We start from the raw sequence: 21,469 nt of genomic DNA on the forward strand, positions 1-21,469 counted from the left end.
TAGCCAGCCCATCGGGTTCTGAACGATCATAGAGGCCTGTTTTAAACGTGTTCTGTGGCCCTTGCATGGCCCGGTAAAGAAGCCGGTACAGACCTTACACAAAATTTACCCAGCGGCTGTGCTGATTTTCAGAATTTCGCTGTCTTAGAAGTATCCCCGCGACAACTGTGGGCCTGGTGCAGGCCCTGCCGCCGGGTCGAAGAACCGAGGAATTATCATGATTCGTAAACTCCCTATCGTCGCCCTGCTGATCGGTGCTTTTGCTGTCACAGGGCAAGCAGAAGCCCACGGCGGTGGCTGGCAGGGTCCGGCGGTGTTTGGCGCAATCGTCGGCTCGGCCATCATCGGTTCGGCGCTTATCAACCAGGATCGCCCGGTCTATGTGCAACAGGCGCCGGTGTATGCCCCGCCACCGGTGTATGTGCAACAACCGCCGCCACCGGTCTACTACCAACCGGCACCGGTGTATGTGCAACAACCGGTGTACATTCAACAGGCCCCCGTCTACTACGGCCCGCCTCGCGGTTATTACGGTCGGCCACATGGCTACTACGGTGGCCCACGCTGGTAATCGCAACACTGAGCCCTGCTTTTATAGCGGGGCTTTTTTATGACCGTTGGTCGGCCAGCGTCTGAAAAAATCTCGCCAAGGTCGCTGTGAGGACAGTTTCACCGGCTAAAGTCGGCATGATTGATTGAGCGTTATGGTCTTTTCCATAAAACGGTCATTTATTTGTCATGACGGAACCGCAATCTGAATCCGTCCGTAAACAACAGGTTGATAACAACAAGGACGACTGTATGCCAACACAAAACCCGCACCGCATTGTCGGTCTGTGCACCTCCAGCAAGGTGTACAGCGCGCTGACCGAGCTCAAGCATCTGGAAGGCCATCGCTGCGCCAAGTTTCTTTCGCTGCTGGCGGAAAACCTCGTGCACAAAGGTTTGCTCAACGAGCGAGAAGTCATGCACATGCTCGATCAAGTAGTCGATTGAGCCAGCCCTCAACGGCGTCAATGACTACTATCGAAAGCGTTGATTGTCCGTAGAAGCGGCGAATCTCTAAGGTAGCTCCATTGTTAGATGGAGGTACTCGTCATGGCTCAGGTTCAAATCATGTCCGTTATCGGCAGCGCCGTTCCCGCTTCGCTCAGAGCATCGGGTCTGCTCGCCTGCTGGTATCTGATGCGCGACGGCGAAGCGATCAGCGGCCCGCTCACTTCGCTGCCCGCGGCGCAGGCACTGTCGCAGAAGATCGTCAGCGCGCCGTTTCACGCTTAAGGCAGTTGCACCTTGGGCTTGGTCTCGGCGAACAACGCCCAGCTCGACATGAACAGCGCCGCGATCAGCGGCCCGATCACAAAGCCATTCAGGCCGAATACCGCCAGACCACCCAGGGTCGAGATCAGAATCAGGTAATCGGGCATTTTGGTGTCCTTGCCCACCAGAATCGGCCGTAACACGTTGTCCACCAGCCCAATCACAAATACCCCGAACAAGCCCAGCACCACGCCTTGCCAGATCATCCCGCTGAGCAGGAAATACACCGCCACCGGCGCCCAGACAATTCCCGCACCCACCGCTGGCAGCAACGACAGAAACCCCATCAAGACCGCCCACAGCAATGCGCTGGGGATGTCGAGAAACCAGAAAATCGCTCCGCCCAGCGCGCCTTGAGTCACCGCGACTACGAGATTGCCCTTCACCGTCGCCCGTACCACGCGGTTGAACTTCAACTGCAAGCGCCGCTTGTGGCCTTCCTCCAGTGGCACGGCAGTGCGCACCTTGCGCGCCAGTTCGGCGCCGTCACGCAGAAAGAAAAACAGCAAATACAGCATGATGAAAAAACTCACCACGAATTCGAATGTGCCCTGACCAAAACTGAATGCCTGGCTGGCCAGCACCTGGCTGCCCTGCATCGCCGATTTGACGATTTTCTCGCGTAGCGCATTGAGTTCGCCCATGCCGAAGCGGTCGAGCAAGTGCTGAAAGTACGGCGGCAAGCTGTGCTTGAACTGCGCCAGATACGCGGCAATGTCCAGCTCACCGCTTTCGATATTCTTGTAAACCGTCGCCCCTTCCTGCACCAGCAACACGCTGACGATGATCACCGGCAGAATCGCGATGACCAGACAGATGCTCAACGTGCACAGCGAGGTCAGGTTGCGTTGCCAGCCATATTTCGCCTGCAACTTGCGTTGCATCGGCGCAAACAGAATGCCGAGGATCACCGCCCAGAACACCGCACCGTAGAACGGCAACAGGATCCAGATGAAGGCCACCGTGACCAGCACCAGCAGCACGGTCAGGGATTTGAATTGAAGACTCTTTTCGTTCATGTCCGGTCCATGTCAGTCAGGCGTCATGCACGCCCCGCTCCTTAGTCAGCCGCGGCGTGCACGAGTGCCATCTTTATTCATGGAGCATAGATCCAGATCAACAAACCCCCACCACTCCTGACTTACCCTGCTGCGCTTTTGCGACCGACACCACCATGACCTCGATCCTCGCCGCCCCCGAACTGCTCGCTCCCGCCGGCACCCTGAAAAACATGCGCTACGCCTTCGCCTACGGCGCCGATGCGGTCTATGCCGGACAGCCGCGTTACAGCCTGCGGGTGCGCAACAATGAATTTGATCACGCCAATCTGGCGCTGGGCATTGGTGAAGCCCAGGCGCAGGGCAAACGCTTCTACGTGGTGGTCAACATCGCGCCGCACAACGCCAAACTGAAGACCTTCCTCAAGGATCTGGCACCGGTGATCGAGATGGCGCCGGATGCGCTGATCATGTCCGACCCGGGGCTGATCATGCTGGTGCGCCGGCATTTCCCGCAGATGCCGATTCACCTCTCGGTGCAGGCCAATACGGTGAACTGGGCGAGTGTCGAGTTCTGGCAGCAGATGGGATTGAGCCGGATCATCCTGTCACGAGAATTGTCGCTGGAAGAAATCGGTGAAATCCGCGAACAGGTGCCGGACATGGAACTGGAAGTGTTCGTTCACGGCGCATTGTGCATGGCCTATTCCGGGCGCTGCCTGCTCTCCGGCTACATGAACAAACGCGACGCCAATCAGGGCAGCTGTACCAATGCCTGTCGCTGGAAATACTCGGCGCAAGAGGCCACGGAAAATCAGCTCGGCGAGATCGTCCAGACCTTCCAGCCCGAGCCGACCCTGGGCCTCGGCGCGCCGACTGATCAGGTGTTCCTGTTACAGGAAGCCAACCGCCCCGACGAATTGATGCCCGCTTTCGAAGACGAGCACGGCACCTACATCATGAACGCCAAGGACCTGCGCGCGGTGCAGCATGTCGAGCGCCTGACGCGCATGGGCGTGCATTCCCTGAAGATCGAAGGCCGGACCAAATCGCACTTTTACTGCGCGCGCACCACGCAGGTGTATCGGCGGGCGATTGATGATGCGGTGGCCGGGCGTGAGTTTGATCGCAGCCTGATGACGGACTTGGAGTCACTGGCGCAGCGTGGCTACACCGAAGGTTTCCTGCGTCGGCATGTGCATGACGAGTATCAGAATTATCAGAATGGAAGTTCGGTATCGGAGCGTCAGCAGTTCGTGGGTGAGTTGACCGGCGAGCGGCGTGAGGGGCTGGCCGAGGTCAAGGTGAAGAATCGTTTTGGTCTTGGTGATCATCTGGAATTGATGACGCCCACGGGCAATTTTCATTTTGATTTGCAGGAGTTGCAGAGTGTTAAGGGTGAGGCGATCGAGGTGGCACCGGGGGATGGGCATACGGTTTATGTGCCGATTCCGGAGGTTGTGGATTTGCGGTTTGGGTTGTTGATGCGGGATCTGCGGGGTGCCTGAGAATGCCCTCACCCTAGCCCTCTCCCAGAGGGAGAGGGGACTGATTGGGGGATATTGAAGAAATACACCGACCTGAAAATTCGCCGGTGAATCCAACAATCGACTCGTCTCAAGAACATTGGACTTGGCTGAACCCATAATCGACTCGATTGTTCAGGTCGACGTATAAAACATGACAACTCGCTCGGTCCCCTCTCCCAGAGGGAGAGGGGACCGATTGGGGGATATTGGAGAAGTTCACCGACCTGAAAGTACTGTGCCGAATCCATAATCAACTCTTCTGATCAAGAAGATTGGACTTGGCCCAATCCATAATCGACTCGATTGTTCAGGTCGGCGTATAACCCGAGACACCTCGGTCGGCCCCCTCTCCCTCCGGGAGAGGGCTGGGGTGAGGGTAGTTTTTCCTACGCAACAAACTCCTCCCGCAACATCGCCACAAACGCCTCCCGCGCCGGATGCACCCCGGCGTTTTCATGCCAGTAAAACAAATTGTCGACGGCGGTCAATTCCGGGAATTCATACCCCACACACCCAGCCCCTTTCGCGTACTGCTCAAACACGCCCTTGGGCACCAGCGCCACCCCTGCCCCGGCACTCACACAACCCACAATCGCACCATAACTGGCGAGACTGACGATCGGCAGCGACAACCCCTGACGCAACAACCAATGCTCCAGCGCCGCCCGATACGGACAACCTTGCGGCCACATGAACACGGTTTTGTCCTGCAGGTCTTCGATGCCGCGCACCGGCCCGAACGACGTCGACGCGATCAGCAGCAGTTCTTCGCGATACATCGGCGTGCGCTTGAGCTGCGAACGCTCGACATCCACCGCAACAATCGCCCCATCGAGGCGATGGCTGACGGTGTCGTCGAGCAACTGCCCCCACGTGCCGGTGGTGAGTTCCAGCGCCACCTGCGGATAACGCTGGTGAAACTTCGCCAACAAGCGCGGCAAGCGCCCGGTCGCCGATGATTCGATCGCACCGATGCGCAGCGGCCCGGACGGCTCGGCCGAGGGATCGACCGCACGTTTCGCTTCAGCGGTCAGCGCCAGAATCTTTTCCGCATAGGCGAGAAACGTCTGCCCCGCCGGGCTGATGCGCAACCCGCGGCCCTCACGCAGAAACAGCGCAACGCCCAACTCGGCCTCCAGGGCCTTGATCCGCGCGGTGATGTTCGACGGCACGCAAAACAGCTTTTCCGCCGCCCGCGCGATGCTACCGACCTCGGCCACGGTCTTGAACATACGGATTTGCGCCAGCTCCATATCCATCACTCTGAGTGAAGATTCAGCGCAGTATAAGTCAGTTGTGGCGAATGATTACGCGCCCGGATACTCGGCGCATTCACACTTTTGAGCAGCCGATCATGCCGCCCCCTTCCCCACTGAAAATCCTTCTGGCGATGGCGTTTGTCGTCGGCTGCTGGGCGTATTCGCCGACCGGTATTCACATCGGCCTGCAAGCCTACGACCCCGGGCATCTGGCGTTGCTGCGGTTTCTGTTGGCGTCGTTGTTCATGGCGCTGATCGCCGCGTTCAAAGGCATTCGCCTGCCGCACTGGCGCGATCTGCCGTTGTTGTTCGCCCTGGGTTTCTTCGCCGTCAGCCTGCATCACGTTGCGCTGAACATCGGCCAGCAAAGCGTCAGTGCCGGCGCTTCCAGCGTGTTAGCGCAATCGAGCCCGCTGTTCAGCACATTGCTGGCGCGGTGCGTGTTCAAGGATCAGGTCAGCGCCTGGCGTTGGGGTTGTGTGTTGCTCGGCTTTGTCGGCGTGGTGATCGTGGTCAGCGGCGATAAGGGCTTGGGCGCTATCGATGCGCATGCACTGCTGATCCTGTTGGCAGCGGTTTCATGGAGCGTTTACTTCGCCCTGCAAAAACACCATGCGCGGCGTTACGACGGTTTCAGTCTGGCGTGTTACGCGGTGTGGTCGGGGACGTTGATGCTGCTGATTTATCTACCGGGGCTGGGTCAAGCTGTGCTGAATGCGCCGTTGCGGGTGCAGTGGGCGGTGTTGGCCTTGGGCGTTTTTCCCAGTGCGCTGGCCTATCTGGCGTGGGGGTTTGTGCTCAAACATGTGGATCTGAGCCGGGCGACGATGACGCTGTACTTGATACCGCCGACGGCGATGGGGATTGCTTCGGTTGGTTTGGGGGAACGACCGACGTTGCTGGTGCTGGTGGGGTCGGTGGTGGTGTTGATCAGTGTGTTGGCGCTGAATTTGGAGCGGCGGGTTGTGGGTGTTCGGGCAGTTGGGGTCTGATCTCGGATTTGGGTTGAAACCAATTCCGCAATCGCGAGCAGGCTCACTCCTACAATGGGCGGTGGGTGCACATGAAGTCTGTGCATGCCACAAAACCCTGTAGGAGTGAGCCTGCTCGCGATGAGGCACTGAACAACAACGCATTAATCAAAAGCCAATAACCGCTCAGCGCCGATCATCCGACAACGGCGTCGGCTCATCCGCTTGCAGCACGTCCTCATCATCCGCCGCCGGATCCTGCCAGTCCTCCGGCCGATCAGCATCGCTCAACGGATCACGCCCCGGGGGCATTCCCATCGGCGCATCATGATCGGCCAGTGTCGGTTCATCGGTACCGGACATCGGCCGGGTTGGATCGGTCGGCAGCACACCGCCCTGAAACAGCAAATCATTAGCCATGACACACCTCACCAAGGAGGTCCGGAAAACCCGGGCCGTACAACTTGGAATCAGGCCTTGCAGCGGCGTGCTATCGACCAGACCGACGGCGCTCAACCCTGCGCGGAAAAGCGGTCGCGGCTGTTGGTCAGGTGCAGCCACATCGCTGCCCGCGCAGCATCCGCATCCTGACGCTTGATCGCGTTCAGAATCGCCTCGTGCTCCAGATGAGCCAGTTGCCCGAGCTTGCTCAGATCCGCCGCGCCACGTTCAGCTGCATTGAGCCGGTTACGCGGGATCATCGCACTGCCCAGGTGCTGCATGATCTCGCTGAAACAGACGTTACCCGTGGCTTCGGCGATCAGCAGATGAAAGCGCCGATCGGCCTCGACGCAGCTGTCGTTGATGTCCAGCAGCCGTTGATAGTCATCCAGCGCCTGGCGCATTTGCAGCAATTGCATCTCGGTACGGCGTTGCGCCGCCAGCGCCGCCGCTTGGGTTTCCAGGCCCAGGCGCAGTTCGAGAATGCTGCGCACACCGAGCGCGGTATCGACATTCAGGCGCAAGCCCTGCTCCGGCGCACGCTCGATGACAAACGTGCCGATGCCGTGCCGGGTCTCCACCAGTCCCGAAGCCTGTAATTTGGAAATCGCCTCGCGCACCACCGTGCGGCTGACACCGTGCTCCTGAACGATGGAATTCTCCGAGGGCAGTTTGTCGCCGGGCGTCAGCTGGCCGAGCAGGATGCTCTGAGTGAGCTTCTCCACCAGGTCATGGGCGAGGTTGTGCGCACGTTTGCGAGCAGGAGCGTCGATATCTTCTTGCATGGTCGGTTCCGGTGATCGGGGCTTGCCGATCGTAGCATTGCGAGGCTGGCTGACGGGATTGATTCTAGCGCCTCAACTTGTATGACAACACTCAAATAAATCGGAAAAAATCAGACCTCCCTGAGGGTTACTCGTACGCAGCCGGATAAATTTATCGCGACCTTCAAAGTACAAAACCCAATAAACGCGAGGATAAAATACCAAAAAGCATAAGAAATCGACCTTCCAGATAAAATTAATCGGCCCTCCCCACTTGTAGGACAAAAATTCTCAGTTGTATGATGTCTATCAACAACGCAGCACCCGTCCTACCCCGCATAAAAATAATCAGTGGGAGAAAACCAAGTGAAAACCTCCGTCTCCGGGATGAACGAGGGCGTCGATTCGACACTCGCGTCGGCCATCTCGAAAGTGAAACGCCACGTCCTGCCGCTCTTCGTGATCATGTTCATCGTCAATTACATTGACCGGGTGAACATCGGTTTCGTCCGCACCCACATGGAACACGACCTCGGCATCGGTGCCGCCGCATACGGCTTCGGCGCCGGTCTGTTCTTCATCGGTTACGCGCTGTTCGAAGTCCCGTCGAACATGCTTCTGCAGAAAGTCGGCGCACGCATCTGGCTGACTCGCATCATGTTCACTTGGGGCCTGGTCGCCGCCGGTATGGCGTTCATCCAGAACGAAACCCACTTCTATGTGCTGCGCTTTTTGCTCGGTGTAGCCGAGGCCGGGTTCTTTCCCGGGGTGATCTACTACTTCACCCGCTGGCTGCCCGGCGCCGAACGCGGCAAGGCGATTGCGATTTTCCTCAGCGGCTCGGCCGTGGCTTCGTTGATCTCCGGCCCGTTGTCCGGCCTGCTTCTGCAAATCAATGGGCTGGGCATGCACGGCTGGCAATGGATGTACTTCATTGAAGGGATGTTCTCGGTGTGCCTGTGCGTGTTCGTCTGGTTCTGGCTCGACGCCAAACCCCACGACGCTAAATGGCTGAGCCGCGCTGAGCAGGACGCACTGGTCAACGCCATCGACGCTGAACAGAAAGCCCGCGAAGCCGCGACACCGATCCGGCCATCGATGGGCAAACTGCTCAAGGATCGCCAGATCATCCTGTTCTGCCTGATCTACTTCTTCATTCAATTGACGATCTACGCGGCAACCTTCTGGCTGCCGAGCATCATCAAGAAAATGGGCGAGATGAGCGACTTCCAGGTCGGCCTGTTCAACTCGATTCCGTGGTTATTGTCGATCATCGGCATGTACGCCTTCGCTTCGTTCTCGGCCAAGTGGAAACACCAGCAGGCGTGGGTCGCCACTGCACTGTTGATCGCTGCTGCGGGGATGTTCATGTCCACCACCGGCGGGCCAATCTTCGCTTTCGTCGCGATCTGTTTTGCCGCGCTGGGTTTCAAATCCGCTTCGTCACTGTTCTGGCCGATTCCGCAGGCGTATCTGGATGCCCGCATCGCGGCGGCGGTGATCGCGCTGATCAACTCGGTCGGCAACCTTGGCGGCTTCGTTGCGCCGACCACGTTCGGCCTGCTCGAAGAACACACCGGCTCGATTCAGGGCGGACTCTATGGCCTGGCCGCGACCTCGATCATCGCCGCGATCATCGTCTTCTTCGCACGCACCACACCGAAACCTGCTGCTGATATCGCCGTGGCCGATGCCGCGCCAAAGCACGCCTGACGTCCATTTTTAAAGATTGCGAATAAGAAGGATAAAAACCATGACTGCACACGACACCGCCAAAGCCCCGATCATCACCGACATGCAAGTCATCCCGGTGGCCGGCCACGACGGCATGCTGCTCAATCTGAGCGGCGCCCACGGGCCGTTTTTCACCCGCAACATCGTCATTCTCAAAGACAACGCCGGCCACACCGGCGTCGGTGAAGTGCCCGGTGGCGAGCGCATTCGACAGACGTTGGAAGATGCACGCAGCCTGGTGGTCGGCAGCCCGATCGGCACCTGGCAGAAGATTCTCAATCAAGTGCGCCAGACCTTCGCTGACCGCGATGCCGGCGGTCGTGGTCTGCAGACGTTCGATCTGCGCATCACCATTCACGCCGTGACCGGACTTGAAGCGGCGCTGCTCGACCTGCTCGGTCAGCATCTCGATGTACCGGTGGCGGCATTGCTCGGCGAAGGTCAGCAACGCGATGAAGTGAAGATGCTCGGTTATCTGTTTTACGTTGGCGATCAACGCGAAACCGACCTCGCCTATCGCAGCGAACCGGACGCCGACAATGAATGGTTCCGCGTGCGTCACGAGAAGGCCATGACGGCCGAAGCCGTGGTGCGCCTTGCCGAAGCGGCGCATGCCAAGTACGGTTTCAAGGACTTCAAACTCAAGGGCGGTGTGCTCAGCGGCGATGCCGAAATCGAAGCAGTAACGGCGCTGGCCGAACGCTTTCCTGATGCCCGGATTACCCTTGATCCGAATGGCGCCTGGCCACTGAAAGAAGCCATTCGTTTGTGCCGCGACCAGCATCATGTACTGGCCTATGCCGAAGACCCGTGCGGTGCGGAAAACGGTTATTCCGGCCGCGAAGTGATGGCCGAATTCCGTCGCGCTACTGGACTGAAAACCGCCACCAACATGATCGCCACTGACTGGCGCGAAATGGGTCATGCGATCCAGTTACAGTCGGTGGACATCCCGCTGGCCGACCCGCATTTCTGGACCATGCAGGGATCGGTGCGCGTGGCGCAGATGTGCCATGAATGGGGTCTGACCTGGGGATCGCATTCCAACAACCACTTTGATATTTCGCTGGCGATGTTCACCCATGTCGCCGCTGCTGCACCGGGCGAGATCACCGCGATCGACACCCACTGGATCTGGCAGGACGGCCAGCGCCTGACCAAGGCGCCACTGCAAATTGTCGACGGTCTGGTGCAAGTACCGAAAAAACCGGGGCTGGGTGTCGAGCTGGATATGGATCAGGTGGCCAAGGCTCACGAGCTATATAAAGACATGGGCCTCGGCGCACGGGATGACAGCGTGGCGATGCAGTTTCTGATTCCGGGGTGGAAGTTCGATAACAAGCGGCCGTGTCTGGTGCGCTGAACCTGATATCCAATCCACCACGGTCCCTGTAGGAGTGAGCCTGCTCGCGATAGCGGTGTGTCAGTTGATGTAAATGTTGACTGACACATCGCTATCGCGAGCAGGCTCACTCCTACAAGGGTTTTGCATTAACCAGAGATTTGCAGCAGCCAGTTTTTGAAGGCGAACATCGCCGCCGTTTCCGGGCGTGACTGCAACCGCGTCAACCAGTAACTCCCCGTCGTAATCTCAATCGCAAACGGCTGACAAATCGCCTCCGCCGCCAGTTGCCGGGCGAACATCAGCGGCGGCGCCAACGCCACCCCGCTACCCTGCAACGCCGCCTCCATCATCGCCAGCGAAGAATCGAAAACGATGCTCTGCGGCGGTGCCGCTTGAGTCGCCAACCCGGCAGCCTGAAACCACTCCGGCCATTCATCGGTGCGATAGGAACGCAGCAGCGTCTGCTGCAACAAATCCCCCGGCGAATGCAATTGCCGAGCGATCTCCGGCACGCACAACACCGACAGCGGCGCATCGAGCAACCGCGTCGCCTCGATCCCGTGCCACGCACCAGCACCGAAGCGAATCGCGTAATCCAGCCCTTCCGCCGCGACATCCACGCGATTGTTGTTGGTCGACAGCCGCAAATCTATGAGCGGATGTTTCGCCCGGAAGTCCGCCAGCCTCGGCAACAGCCAACCCACGGCGAACGTACCCACCGCGCCAACGGTCAACATTTCGCGGTACTGTCCACCGGCGAGGCGTTCGAGTATCTGTGCGATGTGATCGAACGAGGTGCTCAGCACCGGCAACAAAGTTTCGCCTTCGCTGGTCAGCATCAGCCCACGGGGCAGGCGTTTGAACAGGGTAACGTTGAGTTGCGCTTCGAGGCTTTTGACCTGATGGCTGACCGCTGCTTGGGTGACGCACAGCTCCACGGCAGCGCGGGTGAAGCTCAAATGACGCGCGGATGCTTCAAAGGCGCGCAGTGCGTTGAGCGGCAATTGCGGTCGAATCATGCCCAGTCCCAAATTTTTCTAATGGCTCGTGCGAGTTTTCGTCGTTTGCCGATTGGCGCCGCGCTGGCTAGATTGGCGGCGCTCATAGGTCGCCCAACGAAGAAATCGCCCGCAGTGTAGCGGGATAACATCATCAACACTCATGGAGAGTGGCTCATTCATGTCATCCATTCAATCGAGCAAAGTCATTTCCTGCGCCGCTTTCGGTCTGCTCTTCGGCGCAAATTCCTGTTTCGCCGCCGTGCCCGACGATGCGCAGTTGCAAGCGTTGGTCAACGCAGCGGTGACACCGGTGATGCAACAACAGAACATTCCCGGCCTGACCGTAGCGCTGACCGTAAACGGCAAGGCGCATTACTTTAACTACGGCATCGCCAGCAAAGACACCGGGCAAAAAGTCAGCGAAAACACCCTGTTCGAAATCGGCTCGGTGAGCAAAACCTTCACCGCCACCCTCGCCGGTTATGCCCAGGCGACAGGCAAACTGGACCTGTCGACCAAGGCCAGCCAGCTCTGGCCTGAATTGAAAGGCAGCGCCTTCGACAACATCAGTGTGTTGCAACTGGGCACCTACAGTGCCGGCGGTTTGCCACTGCAATTCCCGGAAAACGCGGATTCGTCTGACAAGATGCTCGGCTATTTCCAGCAGTGGAAACCGGTGTATCCGGCAGGTAGCCATCGCCAGTACTCCAACCCGAGTCTGGGACTGTTCGGCTATCTGGCGGCGAAGAATCTCGGCCAGCCGTTTGATCAGGCGATGACACAAATCCTGCTGCCGAAACTCGGTTTGCAGCACACCTACCTCAGCGTGCCTGCCGCGCAAATGGGCCTGTATGCCCAGGGCTATGACAAGAACGGCAAACCGGTTCGCGTTACGCCCGGCGCCCTGGATTCGCAGGCCTACGGCGTGAAAACCAGTGTCGTGGACATGCTGCGTTACGTGCAGGCCAACCTGAAACCTGAAACGCTGGAAGCCTCCCTGCAAAAAACCATCGCCAACACCCACACCGGGTACTACACGGTCGGCGATATGACTCAAGGTTTGGGTTGGGAGATGTACCGTTACCCGATCAGTCTCGAGCGTTTGCTCGCCGGCAACTCGACGGAAATGGCCATGGAAGCGCACAAGGTGCAGTGGCTGAACCCGCCGCAACCGCAGCCACATGACGTGTTGATCAACAAGACTGGCTCTACCGGTGGATTCGGGACTTACGTGGCGTTTGTGCCGAGCAAGGACATTGGCATTGTGATCATGGCTAACAAGAACTTCCCGATTCCTGAGCGGGTGAAAATCGCCCATACAATTCTCAGCGCTGTCGCTGACTGAAAATCAAAAGATCGCAGCGTGCGGCAGCGCCTACAGGATCGGGTTTGCACTCGGTCAATGTAGGAGCTGCCGCAGGCTGCGATCTTTTGTCTTTAAAGCTGCGCCTGCAGCTTCCAGCCGATGACATCCATCAAGTCGCAACTGTCACGCAACGGAATCGCCATCACCCGGGCGAAATCCTGTAGCAGCAAGGCATCATGTCCCTTGCCATCTCCCAACGCCAAGGTCTCCATTAATTGCGTCACACAGCGCAAACGGTAAGCCGCCGTGCCATGCAGCACATCCACCGGTGCTTCGCGGTCGATCAACAGAGCGGGAATCTTGCAGTCGATCCCGGTCAGCGGAATGTATCGCGTCATGTTTTAACCTCCCTGTTCAATGTTGCGTCGCCGCCGGTGGATCGAGATTATCCAGCGCACGGTTGACCAGCAACTCGCCAAGCACAGCTAACTGCTGAATCGACAAGGCGAGACTGCGCGGTGAACCTTGCAGTTCTGCGGCCAGGTCGGTGGTCAGGACGTTCAGTGAAGCGAGGGTTTCGCAAGCGTGGCAGAGCAGCGTGGGGGTATCGATATCGGGGAGGATGGTGAAGACGTGGCTGATGGGATCGGGGTGATGCGGGTTGCGTAAGCGGGGGTTGTTGGCGTCGAAGGATCCCGAATCCATGGGGGATTCTGGAGGGTTTGGAGTATGTTTTTTCATTAGTAAAGACCTCTAAACATGGAAGAAAAAACTGCCAAACTCACTTCCACGAGAGGGTGGCAGCTTTGCGCAGGTGTGGAAGTCCGGGGAGGTCGGGAAGCCCGGTGCACTCGAAAGCGCTCCTGCGCATAGCTGCCATAAGCAAACAATGTTGGCATAAAAACCGCCAACATGTGTTTACAGGCGCACATGCGCTCCCAACCAACACCGGACTTCCACACCCGACCACTGTTTTTTGCAGCGGCCCAAGAAGACTATCCCTCCTCCCCCAACCCCACCAGTTCACCACCGCCGCCGCGACTTGCAGGAAAAATCCGCAGGCCCTGAAGGAGCTTTGTGTAAGACATTTCGGCAGGCACATGCTGCAACGACTTTGGATTAGCGAATGAATTTGTTGTATCTACACTGCATCGAGTCAATCTTTGGACGAGGATGGCGTCGGGCAAAAAAACAGTCATTCGAAGGGCGCAGTGATGGAAATCAAAAGTTTGAAGCTTACGGATGTCGGACACTTTGGCGACATGGATATTCAGTTTGCCCCTACCCCGACACACCGTTCGAATATCACGGTACTGGTGGGAAACAACGGCAGCGGAAAAACCACCATTCTGAAATCCCTGAATATTTGTCTGAGCTGGCTGATCGCAAAAATTCGCTCCAATAAAGGCAATGGCAAATACCTTGTCGATGAAGACATTCGCAACGGCGCCTCCGGAGCCGTCCTTTCGATTGGCATCACCGACGCTTCACACCCTCGCGCATCTGAGAGTGATGCGGGTTCCGAAAACGAATTATTCGTATGGGGCGCTGCCCGAAGTCGCCAAGAAGGTGCAGTTTCGGGCCGTGGATATTTAAACGAAGTCAGACTGCTTGCAGACCACTACCGCACTCAACTCACCGCCGACGATAGTGCCTCACTCCCGCTGATCGCTTATTACCCGGCCGAACGTTGCGTTGTAGAAGTCCCGCTGAAAATCAGCGGCAAACAAGCCTTCGATCAACTCGACGGCTACGACACCAGTTTTCACGGGGGTGCCGATTTTGGCAGTTTTTTCGAATGGTTCCGCGAACGCGAAGACAGCGAAAACGAAGACGGGATTTCCGATACCGCACTGGCCGAAATCGTGGAAAAATTCGGTACTGACAGCGACGCCTGGAAAACGCTGGCCAATGTGAAAGCCTCCACTCGCGATCGCCAATTGACTGCCGTTCGTTCGGCCCTCACCGCGTTCATGCCGGATTTCACTAACCTGCGCGTGCAACGCAAACCGCATCTGCATATGGCAATCGACAAGCATGGAGCGACATTCAATGTCACTCAGCTCTCGCTTGGCGAAAAGTCGATGATTGCGTGGGTGGGTGACATGGCCAGGCGTCTGGCGATGATGAATCCATCGATGGACAACCCGCTGCACGGTGGCGGCATTGTTCTGATCGACGATGTGGAATTGCGCATGGATCCGCAATGGCAGCTCGGTCTGACTACGCAATTAAGCGCGACCTTTCCCAATTGCCAGTTCGTGTTGACCACGCGTTCTCCACTGGTCATAGGTGATACCAAAGGTGTGCTGGTTTACCTGCTTGATGAGGGCGATAGCCGTGGGTAGACAGGTTGCAGTGAGGGCTTCGGTGTCCGCAAATATGTAGGAGTGAGCCTGCTCGCGATAGCGGTGTATCAGTCAACGCTGATGGTGACTGATACACCGCTATCGCGAGCAGGCTCACTCCTACAGGGGACGCGTTTTATTCAGTGACAGCGCGATCAATCATCCGGCATTTCCGGCGGCTTGCTCGGTTTCGCAGGCTTGGTCGGCTTCGCGTTCTTCGCGCCTTTGGCAGGTTCCGGCGTAGCAGCAACCGGCGCTTGAGCCGCAGCGGCCGCTTCATTCTCAGCCATCGGCATGGCATCGATGGTGTCGAAGATTTTCTTCAAATCCACCGCTTTCGCCTCATCCCCCGACGCCGAGAGTTTGGTCTCGCCGTCCTTGCCCACCAGGAACACTTTCGGATACGCCCCGGCACCGAGCTTCAGCGAGCGCAGCAGCGCCATGGTGTCTTGCTGGCCCATGTCCTTGCCGTCGAGCTGGCCGGACATGTTGAGGATGGTGTAGACCTTGATGTTGCGGTCGGCTACGCCTTTTTTGTTCGCGGGGTCTTCCAGCGACTTTTTCAGGGCTACCCACACGGGGTCGACCGTGCTTTGTGCGATCACGATCAGCGGTCGGGCACGGCCCATGTCCCCGGCGATGGGCGAATCGTTGTCAGCGGCGAACAAGGGGCCGGCAATCGCCAGCAAGAGTGTCAGGGTCAATGACCTGATGAGCATGCGCATCTCCTTTTGATATCCACGCTCTAATGATTGCGCATCGTGGCGATTGTTCCGGGCCAACCCGGCAAATATCTTCCGCCTAGTCAGAAGCTTAGGACAGGCGCGACATTGCGCAACCTATCCGAGGTGATCGCAACGCGGATTTGATTACCTTTTATGACCGCATTAGGGTGGCAGTTCTGCCCATGAAATGGAGTTCACCCGTATGCACATCGATTATCTGTGCAATCACCCCGAATTGATCGAAGAACTGGCCACGCTCAACTTCAAGGAGTGGGGCGAGTTTCGTCCCGGACAAACCGTCGAGGACCGTATCGAACACATGCGCGAGTCTTGCGGCAAAGGTGCCGTGCCGAGCGTCGTGGTAGCGCTAGAGGGTTCGCGACTGCTGGGCGGCGCGCTGCTGATCGAAAACGATCTGAAGTTGCGCCCGAATCTGACGCCATGGCTGGCCGGGGTTTATGTGAAGGCCGAGGAACGTGGACGCGGGATTGCTTCGCAACTGGTCAATCGAGTGGTTGCAGAAGCGGCGGCGTTGGGTGTGCAGGAGGTGTATCTGTACACCGACACGTCGCAGTCGCTGTATGCGCGGCTGGGTTGGGAAGTGGTTGAAGAACTGGTCTACGACGATTTGCCGGTGACAGTGATGAAATACGTCATTCAGCGCTAACCGGTGGTGAGGCGGCTCGCCGCAGGCTGTACCGCCTCACCCCAGCGCTGAATCGAGCGCCGAGAGCAATTGTGAAGGATCGACAGGTTGTCCACCGAGCTTGAGTTCACCGCTGTCGAGTTCAACGCTCAACCTCACCGACGCCCGATCGCCCGGGTATTTGCGCAGCACCAGCTCGATGCCATTGGCCGCCTCATCGGCGGTACCGAGCAAATCCCACAGACTCTCGCTCAGATCCAGCAGCACTTTCTGACGCTGCAGATCGACTACCCGCGGCGCGTACAGCCAATGGCTCATGCGCATCTCACGCGGTTCGACGGTGATGGCGAGGCGGCCATCGCAGTGGACAGTGGTTTCAGTCATGGCCGAATCAGAACGCCAGTTTGTAGCCGATCAGTACAAGCATCGTCGCCAGGCACGGGCGCAGTACTTCATCGGAAATGCGTCCGGTCAGGTGGCTGCCGAGCCAGATGCCTGGCAGCGAACCCACCAGCAAAAAGCCCAGCACGCCCCAATCCATATTGCCCATGCTCGCGTGGCCGAGGCCTGCGACCAGCGTCAGCGGAACGGCGTGGGCGATTTCGGTGCCAACCAGGCGACGGGTCGGCAGCAGCGGATAAAGGATGAACAGCGCGACAGTGCCGAGGGCGCCCGCACCGATCGAGGTCAGGGCAACCATGGTGCCGAGGACCAGACCGGTGATCACGGTCATCACGTTCAGCCGTGAACCGCTCGGGTTGTAGTTGCCACCGGCGCGTTTGTGAGCGAACTCGAGCAAGCGTTTCTTGAAGAAGATCGCCAGCGCGGTGGCGAACAGCACGAAACCCAGCGCCTGTTTGATGATGGCGTTCATCGCGTCCGGCGCGGTGTGCAGGGTGCTGAGGAACCACAGGGTCATGGCCACCGCCGGCACGCTGCCGAGGGTCAGCCAACCGGTGATGGCCCAGTCGATGTTCTTGTTTTTACGATGAACGAGGACGCCACTGGATTTGGTTATGGCGGCGTACAACAGATCAGTGCCCACCGCCGTTGCCGGGTTGATGCCGAACCAGAGCAGAATCGGCGTCATCAACGAACCACCACCGACACCGGTCATGCCGACAATAAAACCCACCACCAGCCCGGCAATCACCAGGCCGAAATTCGCCAATTCCATTAACACGTCCAGAAAAACGACAGGAAAAATCTGGCCCGCAGCATAGCGATTTTTCTTATAACCACATATATCGATGCGGTCTATCGTTATGCCATATCGAACTCAATTCCTATTCCCCCTGTGGGAGCGAGCCTGCTCGCGAATACATTGTGTCAGTCGACACATGAGTTGAATGATCCACCGCATTCGCGAGCAGGCTCGCTCCCACAGGGGGTCGTGGGGGTGGCTGATGAATCAATGCACCCTTCGGCCAGTTTTGAAGCTGTGGTTTTTGTTGATCCACACCGTGGCCAGGGCAATCAGCGACAGAATCAGCAACGCCCACGGAAACGACATCGCCCCGGCCCGATCCAGCAACAACCCACCAAACAACCCGCCCCCGGCAATCGCCACGTTCCAAGAGGTGGTGAGCATCGCCTGCACCACGTCGACGTGATCACCAGCAGAGTCGGCCGCAGAGGTGAGCAATAAGGTTGCCGAGCCGCCAAACGACAGTCCCCACACCGCCATGCAGGCGTAAATGACCAGCGGTGACGGCGCTGCCAACGCCAGAACCAGTGCCGTCAGCGCAAACACCGCGAGGCTGATCAACGTCAGCCAGCGCAGCCAGCGATCAACCAGCATGCCAATAATCCAGATCCCCACCAGCGAACACAGGCCAAACACCAGCAGCACCAGATCGACCTGGTCAGCCAGCCCGGCCTGCATCAGAAATGGCGCAATGTAGGTGTAGAGAATGTTGTGCCCGAGCATCCACGTCAGCACCACAAATAACACCGGCCGCACGCCCGGCAGGCGCATCGATTCGAGCAACGGCAGACGTTCATCACTGGTTTGCCCCGGACGATCCGGCACGGCGATGACAATCCACGCCGCCAACACCAGGGCCAGCGCCGACATGATCCCGAACGACGCGCGCCAGCCGATCAGATTGCCCAGCCACGTCCCTGCGGGGGTGCCCAGTGACAGCGCCACCGGCGTGCCGAGCATGGCAATCGCCAGCGCCCGCCCCTGTTGATGCACCGGCACGATGCCGCGCGCATAACCGGCCATGATCCCCCACGACAACCCCGCCGCCATCCCGGCGAGAAAACGCGAAGCCAGGGTCAAGCCGTAATGGCTGGAGAACGTGGTGACGGTGTTGAACAGCAGAAACCCGCCGACCGTCATCAATAAAACCCGGCGCCGAGGCCAGCCGCGCGTGGCGACGGTCAGCGGAATCGCCGCGACAATCGAACCCAGCGCATACAGCGTCACCAGTTGCCCGGCGAGCACTTCGCTGACGTCGAGCCCGGCGCCGATTTGCGGCAGCAACCCGGCGGGCAGGGTTTCGGTGAGGATGGCAATGAAACCGGTCATGGCGAACGCCAGCAACGCGGCATAAGGCAGTTTGTCCGCACGGGCGGTGCGGTCGACGCGAGTGAAATCGGCGCTGGCGGGGTCGGTCATGACGGGTGCGGCTCCATTTTGATCAATAGCGGTGACGGATTGTATACAAAAACAACCTTAGCTATTCGATCAATGTAGGAGCGAGCCTGCTCGCGAATGCGCTCTTTCAGGCACTGAAGTGTTGATTGATCCACCGCTTTCGCGAGCAGGCTCGCTCCCACACTGGATATCTGCACTCCCCAGGTTTTCGTGGAACTCACTGCACCGGCAAGAAATTCAGGAACAGCAAACTCTGCGCGTAGTTAAGGCCGATCCGCCGGTAGCGCTCATCGAGCATCTGCGTGATCAGGTCCAGTCGCGCGACGATTTTTCCGAACTCGGTGGCGAAGCTCAGGTTGCTGCCCTCCTCCGAGATCTCATTGGAAAACAGCAGCGGCTGACCTTCCTTGTTCTGCCGCTGGGACAAAATCCACGTGGCTTTTTCGATATTGCGTGCAGCGTTGTGAACGAACGTCGGGTTGATCGCGTCCGTCATATAGAACTCGGTGCGATTGCCATGGGCGGTGACCAGCATGCTGCCGATCGCATAGATGAACGCGCCGACACGGTCACCGAGAAACTCCGGGCTCATCGCAAAGCTCAGCGCCGCCAGGTCCTTTCGGCCACCCAACACCGGCAGCGGCTGTTGCTGCTCAATGGCCTGGCGCACCTGTTTCACGGCGGCATGGATGTTGAGAAAGCCCGACTTGCGCAGTTCTTCCGGGTTGCGCAGGTACAGCTTGGCTTGCAAGCGATAGAGGCTGCTGAGGTTGTCGCGCATCGCCAGCGTGGCCATGCGGTCGACGCTGGTCTGCAAGAACTCCTGCGGCTTTCCTTCACGCATCTGATTGAAGAAGCCGTTGCCGTCCTGGTGACTGCAACCGCTGAACAGCAGCAACGACAAACAGGCCAGCAACAGGCACGGGCGGCGGATAAAAGCAGTGATCAGGGCAAAAACTCTCGGCATGAAATCTCGAACAGGCACATTCCTGTGCGGCGGGAGTCACCGCATCCTGGCCATGGATAGAGCCGCCGATTGCGAAAAAGTGCAGTGGTGCGCACGACCAGCCGACCTTCGGCAATGCCTGCTCAACCAATTAGTCTGTCTTTATTGTTGAAATAAACGATTAATCAACTATAGATCTTCACTGCGCATACAAATAGCATGACTAGTTACTCTGTAGGAGCTGCCGCAGGCTGCGATCTTTTGACTCTGGGGTTTAACAGATCGCAGTCTGCGGCAGCTCCTACACGGCATCGGCGCCATTTTGAAAACAACAACAAAAAGGAAGGTCAACCATGCTTCAATCCCGTCACCTGCTCTCCGGCCTCGGACTGTCCCTGATGATCGCCACCCTCTCCGCCAACGCGGCCGGCCTCAGCGCCGAACACAAAGCCTTCGGCAAAACCAATGACGGCACGCCCGTCGAGCAATACATCCTGCGCAACAGCCACGGCATGCAAGCCACCGTCATCACCTACGGCGCTACCCTGCAATCGCTGAAGGTGGCAGACAAGCACGGCAAGTTCGACGACGTCGTGCTCGGCTTCGATGATGTACAGGGCTACCAGAAAGGCACCGCCTACTTCGGCGCGACCATCGGCCGCTTCGGCAATCGCCTCGCCGAAGGTGCGTTCGAACTCGACGGCAAGCGCTATCAAGTGCCGCAGAACGACAAGACCAACGCGCTGCACGGCGGCACGCAGGGCTTCGACAAGAAAGTCTGGAAGGCCCAGGAAACCAAGGACAAGGACTCAGTCGGCGTGACCCTGACCTATCTGTCGGCGGACGGCGAAATGGGCTTCCCCGGCAACCTCACCACCGAAGTGACCTATCGCCTCACCGACAATAACGAGCTGCGCATCGACTACAAGGCCAGCACCGACAAACCGACTGTGCTCAACCTGACCAACCACAGCTACTTCAACCTCGCCGGCGCCGGCAATGGCGACATTCTCAAACAGGTCGCCACCCTGCACGCCAGCCATTACACCCCGGTCACCGCCAAACTGATCCCGACCGGCGAACTGGCACCCGTGGCCGGCACGCCGATGGACTTCAGCAAACCGACCGCAATCGGCACGCACATCAAGGCAGATCATCCGCAGCTGAAATTCGCCGAGCCGAAACAGGGTGGGTTTGATTTCAACTGGGCGCTGGATACCAAGGGTGATATCGGCAAAGTTGCGACTGAGGTGAGTGACCCGCAGTCCGGTCGCGTCCTGCAGTTGTTCACCACGGAGCCGGGTGTGCAGTTCTATACCAGCAACTTCCTCGACGGTACGGTCAAGGGCAAGGGTGGCAAGGTCTATCCGCACTGGGGCGCGTTTACTCTGGAGACTCAGCATTATCCGGATTCACCGAATCAGCCTAACTTCCCGAGTACACGCCTTGATCCGGGGCAGACTTACAGCCACAGCGTGGTGTTGAAGTTCTCCGCAAAATAACCTCCAACGCTGATCGTTCCCACGCTCCG

Annotated in this window: 23 protein-coding genes; 11 read left to right on the plus strand and 12 right to left on the minus strand. The window is 58.4% G+C overall.

Going from position 1 to position 21,469, the window contains the following annotated elements:
• Positions 1-217 precede the first annotated feature (217 nt).
• From AC5SEM_RS15305 to AC5SEM_RS15315, 3 genes are all read left to right on the plus strand, one after another.
• A complete protein-coding gene (locus AC5SEM_RS15305; RefSeq protein ID WP_077573703.1) occupies positions 218-571 on the plus strand; it encodes a hypothetical protein in 354 nt (117 codons plus the stop codon).
• A 230-nt stretch (positions 572-801) separates the two neighbouring features.
• Positions 802-996: a hypothetical protein gene (locus tag AC5SEM_RS15310; protein ID WP_016984641.1), complete on the plus strand. Its 195-nt coding sequence runs from the start codon at positions 802-804 to the stop codon at positions 994-996.
• Between the two features lie 102 nt (positions 997-1,098).
• Positions 1,099-1,281: a hypothetical protein gene (locus AC5SEM_RS15315; RefSeq protein ID WP_034154665.1), complete on the plus strand. Its 183-nt coding sequence runs from the start codon at positions 1,099-1,101 to the stop codon at positions 1,279-1,281.
• On the opposite strand, the gene AC5SEM_RS15320 is transcribed toward AC5SEM_RS15315, so the two are convergent.
• The gene (locus AC5SEM_RS15320; RefSeq protein ID WP_212621503.1) at positions 1,278-2,339 is read right to left on the minus strand and encodes an AI-2E family transporter; all 1,062 of its coding nucleotides are present in this window, start codon (positions 2,337-2,339) and stop codon (positions 1,278-1,280) included. The two genes, AC5SEM_RS15315 and AC5SEM_RS15320, sit on opposite strands and share 4 nt — an antisense overlap.
• 155 nt (positions 2,340-2,494) lie before the next feature.
• Here AC5SEM_RS15320 and trhP point away from each other — a divergent pair, with 155 nt between their 5' ends.
• On the plus strand, positions 2,495-3,826 hold the full coding sequence (gene trhP / locus AC5SEM_RS15325) for a prephenate-dependent tRNA uridine(34) hydroxylase TrhP (RefSeq protein ID WP_495470705.1): 1,332 nt from the start codon (positions 2,495-2,497) through the stop codon (positions 3,824-3,826).
• Positions 3,827-4,233: 407 nt separating this feature from the next.
• On the opposite strand, the gene AC5SEM_RS15330 is transcribed toward trhP, so the two are convergent.
• Positions 4,234-5,100 (minus strand): LysR family transcriptional regulator, encoded by an 867-nt coding sequence (locus AC5SEM_RS15330; protein ID WP_495470706.1) that lies wholly within the window; start codon positions 5,098-5,100, stop codon positions 4,234-4,236.
• A 101-nt stretch (positions 5,101-5,201) separates the two neighbouring features.
• On the opposite strand from AC5SEM_RS15330, the gene AC5SEM_RS15335 reads away from it, so the two are divergent.
• A complete protein-coding gene (locus AC5SEM_RS15335) occupies positions 5,202-6,098 on the plus strand; it encodes a DMT family transporter (RefSeq protein ID WP_495470707.1) in 897 nt (298 codons plus the stop codon).
• A gap of 165 nt (positions 6,099-6,263) precedes the next feature.
• Here AC5SEM_RS15335 and AC5SEM_RS15340 read toward each other — a convergent pair whose 3' ends face one another.
• A complete protein-coding gene (locus AC5SEM_RS15340; RefSeq protein ID WP_495470708.1) occupies positions 6,264-6,497 on the minus strand; it encodes a hypothetical protein in 234 nt (77 codons plus the stop codon).
• Between the two features lie 92 nt (positions 6,498-6,589).
• Positions 6,590-7,303: a FadR/GntR family transcriptional regulator gene (locus tag AC5SEM_RS15345; protein WP_495470709.1), complete on the minus strand. Its 714-nt coding sequence runs from the start codon at positions 7,301-7,303 to the stop codon at positions 6,590-6,592.
• A 345-nt stretch (positions 7,304-7,648) separates the two neighbouring features.
• Between AC5SEM_RS15345 and AC5SEM_RS15350 the strand changes: the two genes are divergently transcribed.
• Both AC5SEM_RS15350 and gudD read left to right on the plus strand, forming a co-directional pair.
• The gene (locus AC5SEM_RS15350; protein ID WP_116030207.1) at positions 7,649-8,995 is read left to right on the plus strand and encodes an MFS transporter; all 1,347 of its coding nucleotides are present in this window, start codon (positions 7,649-7,651) and stop codon (positions 8,993-8,995) included.
• A 40-nt stretch (positions 8,996-9,035) separates the two neighbouring features.
• Positions 9,036-10,379: a glucarate dehydratase gene (gene gudD / locus AC5SEM_RS15355; RefSeq protein WP_495470710.1), complete on the plus strand. Its 1,344-nt coding sequence runs from the start codon at positions 9,036-9,038 to the stop codon at positions 10,377-10,379.
• A gap of 128 nt (positions 10,380-10,507) precedes the next feature.
• Here the strand turns inward: gudD and AC5SEM_RS15360 are convergent, their stop codons facing one another.
• Entirely contained in the window at positions 10,508-11,380 is an 873-nt protein-coding gene (locus tag AC5SEM_RS15360) for a LysR family transcriptional regulator (protein ID WP_495470711.1), read from the minus strand.
• A gap of 169 nt (positions 11,381-11,549) precedes the next feature.
• Between AC5SEM_RS15360 and ampC the strand changes: the two genes are divergently transcribed.
• Positions 11,550-12,707 carry a class C beta-lactamase gene (ampC, locus tag AC5SEM_RS15365; RefSeq protein WP_495473473.1) on the plus strand — a complete coding sequence of 386 codons (1,158 nt, stop codon included), beginning with the start codon at positions 11,550-11,552 and terminating at the stop codon, positions 12,705-12,707.
• A 92-nt stretch (positions 12,708-12,799) separates the two neighbouring features.
• Here ampC and AC5SEM_RS15370 read toward each other — a convergent pair whose 3' ends face one another.
• Positions 12,800-13,066 (minus strand): hypothetical protein, encoded by a 267-nt coding sequence (locus AC5SEM_RS15370; RefSeq protein ID WP_007918666.1) that lies wholly within the window; start codon positions 13,064-13,066, stop codon positions 12,800-12,802.
• A gap of 16 nt (positions 13,067-13,082) precedes the next feature.
• Positions 13,083-13,373 carry a DUF6124 family protein gene (locus AC5SEM_RS15375; RefSeq protein WP_495470712.1) on the minus strand — a complete coding sequence of 97 codons (291 nt, stop codon included), beginning with the start codon at positions 13,371-13,373 and terminating at the stop codon, positions 13,083-13,085.
• 458 nt (positions 13,374-13,831) lie between these two features.
• Between AC5SEM_RS15375 and AC5SEM_RS15380 the strand changes: the two genes are divergently transcribed.
• On the plus strand, positions 13,832-15,016 hold the full coding sequence (locus tag AC5SEM_RS15380; RefSeq protein WP_495470713.1) for an AAA family ATPase: 1,185 nt from the start codon (positions 13,832-13,834) through the stop codon (positions 15,014-15,016).
• 155 nt (positions 15,017-15,171) lie between these two features.
• Here AC5SEM_RS15380 and AC5SEM_RS15385 read toward each other — a convergent pair whose 3' ends face one another.
• Positions 15,172-15,735: a DUF4174 domain-containing protein gene (locus tag AC5SEM_RS15385; RefSeq protein WP_495470714.1), complete on the minus strand. Its 564-nt coding sequence runs from the start codon at positions 15,733-15,735 to the stop codon at positions 15,172-15,174.
• A gap of 208 nt (positions 15,736-15,943) precedes the next feature.
• Here AC5SEM_RS15385 and AC5SEM_RS15390 point away from each other — a divergent pair, with 208 nt between their 5' ends.
• Positions 15,944-16,408 carry a GNAT family N-acetyltransferase gene (locus tag AC5SEM_RS15390; RefSeq protein ID WP_495470715.1) on the plus strand — a complete coding sequence of 155 codons (465 nt, stop codon included), beginning with the start codon at positions 15,944-15,946 and terminating at the stop codon, positions 16,406-16,408.
• Between the two features lie 36 nt (positions 16,409-16,444).
• Here the strand turns inward: AC5SEM_RS15390 and AC5SEM_RS15395 are convergent, their stop codons facing one another.
• From AC5SEM_RS15395 to AC5SEM_RS15410, 4 genes are all read right to left on the minus strand, one after another.
• Positions 16,445-16,771 carry a hypothetical protein gene (locus AC5SEM_RS15395; RefSeq protein ID WP_495470716.1) on the minus strand — a complete coding sequence of 109 codons (327 nt, stop codon included), beginning with the start codon at positions 16,769-16,771 and terminating at the stop codon, positions 16,445-16,447.
• Positions 16,772-16,778: 7 nt separating this feature from the next.
• A complete protein-coding gene (locus tag AC5SEM_RS15400) occupies positions 16,779-17,564 on the minus strand; it encodes a sulfite exporter TauE/SafE family protein (RefSeq protein ID WP_077573721.1) in 786 nt (261 codons plus the stop codon).
• A 234-nt stretch (positions 17,565-17,798) separates the two neighbouring features.
• Positions 17,799-19,013, minus strand: coding sequence for an MFS transporter (locus tag AC5SEM_RS15405; protein WP_495470717.1), 1,215 nt, complete (start codon positions 19,011-19,013; stop codon positions 17,799-17,801).
• 196 nt (positions 19,014-19,209) lie between these two features.
• Positions 19,210-19,959, minus strand: coding sequence for a hypothetical protein (locus AC5SEM_RS15410; RefSeq protein ID WP_495470718.1), 750 nt, complete (start codon positions 19,957-19,959; stop codon positions 19,210-19,212).
• A 332-nt stretch (positions 19,960-20,291) separates the two neighbouring features.
• Between AC5SEM_RS15410 and AC5SEM_RS15415 the strand changes: the two genes are divergently transcribed.
• Complete coding sequence (locus AC5SEM_RS15415) at positions 20,292-21,440, plus strand: aldose epimerase family protein (RefSeq protein WP_495470719.1); 1,149 nt, start codon at positions 20,292-20,294, stop codon at positions 21,438-21,440.
• Positions 21,441-21,469: the final 29 nt, after the last annotated feature.

It is taken from the genome of Pseudomonas sp. CH61 (assembly GCF_059429415.1).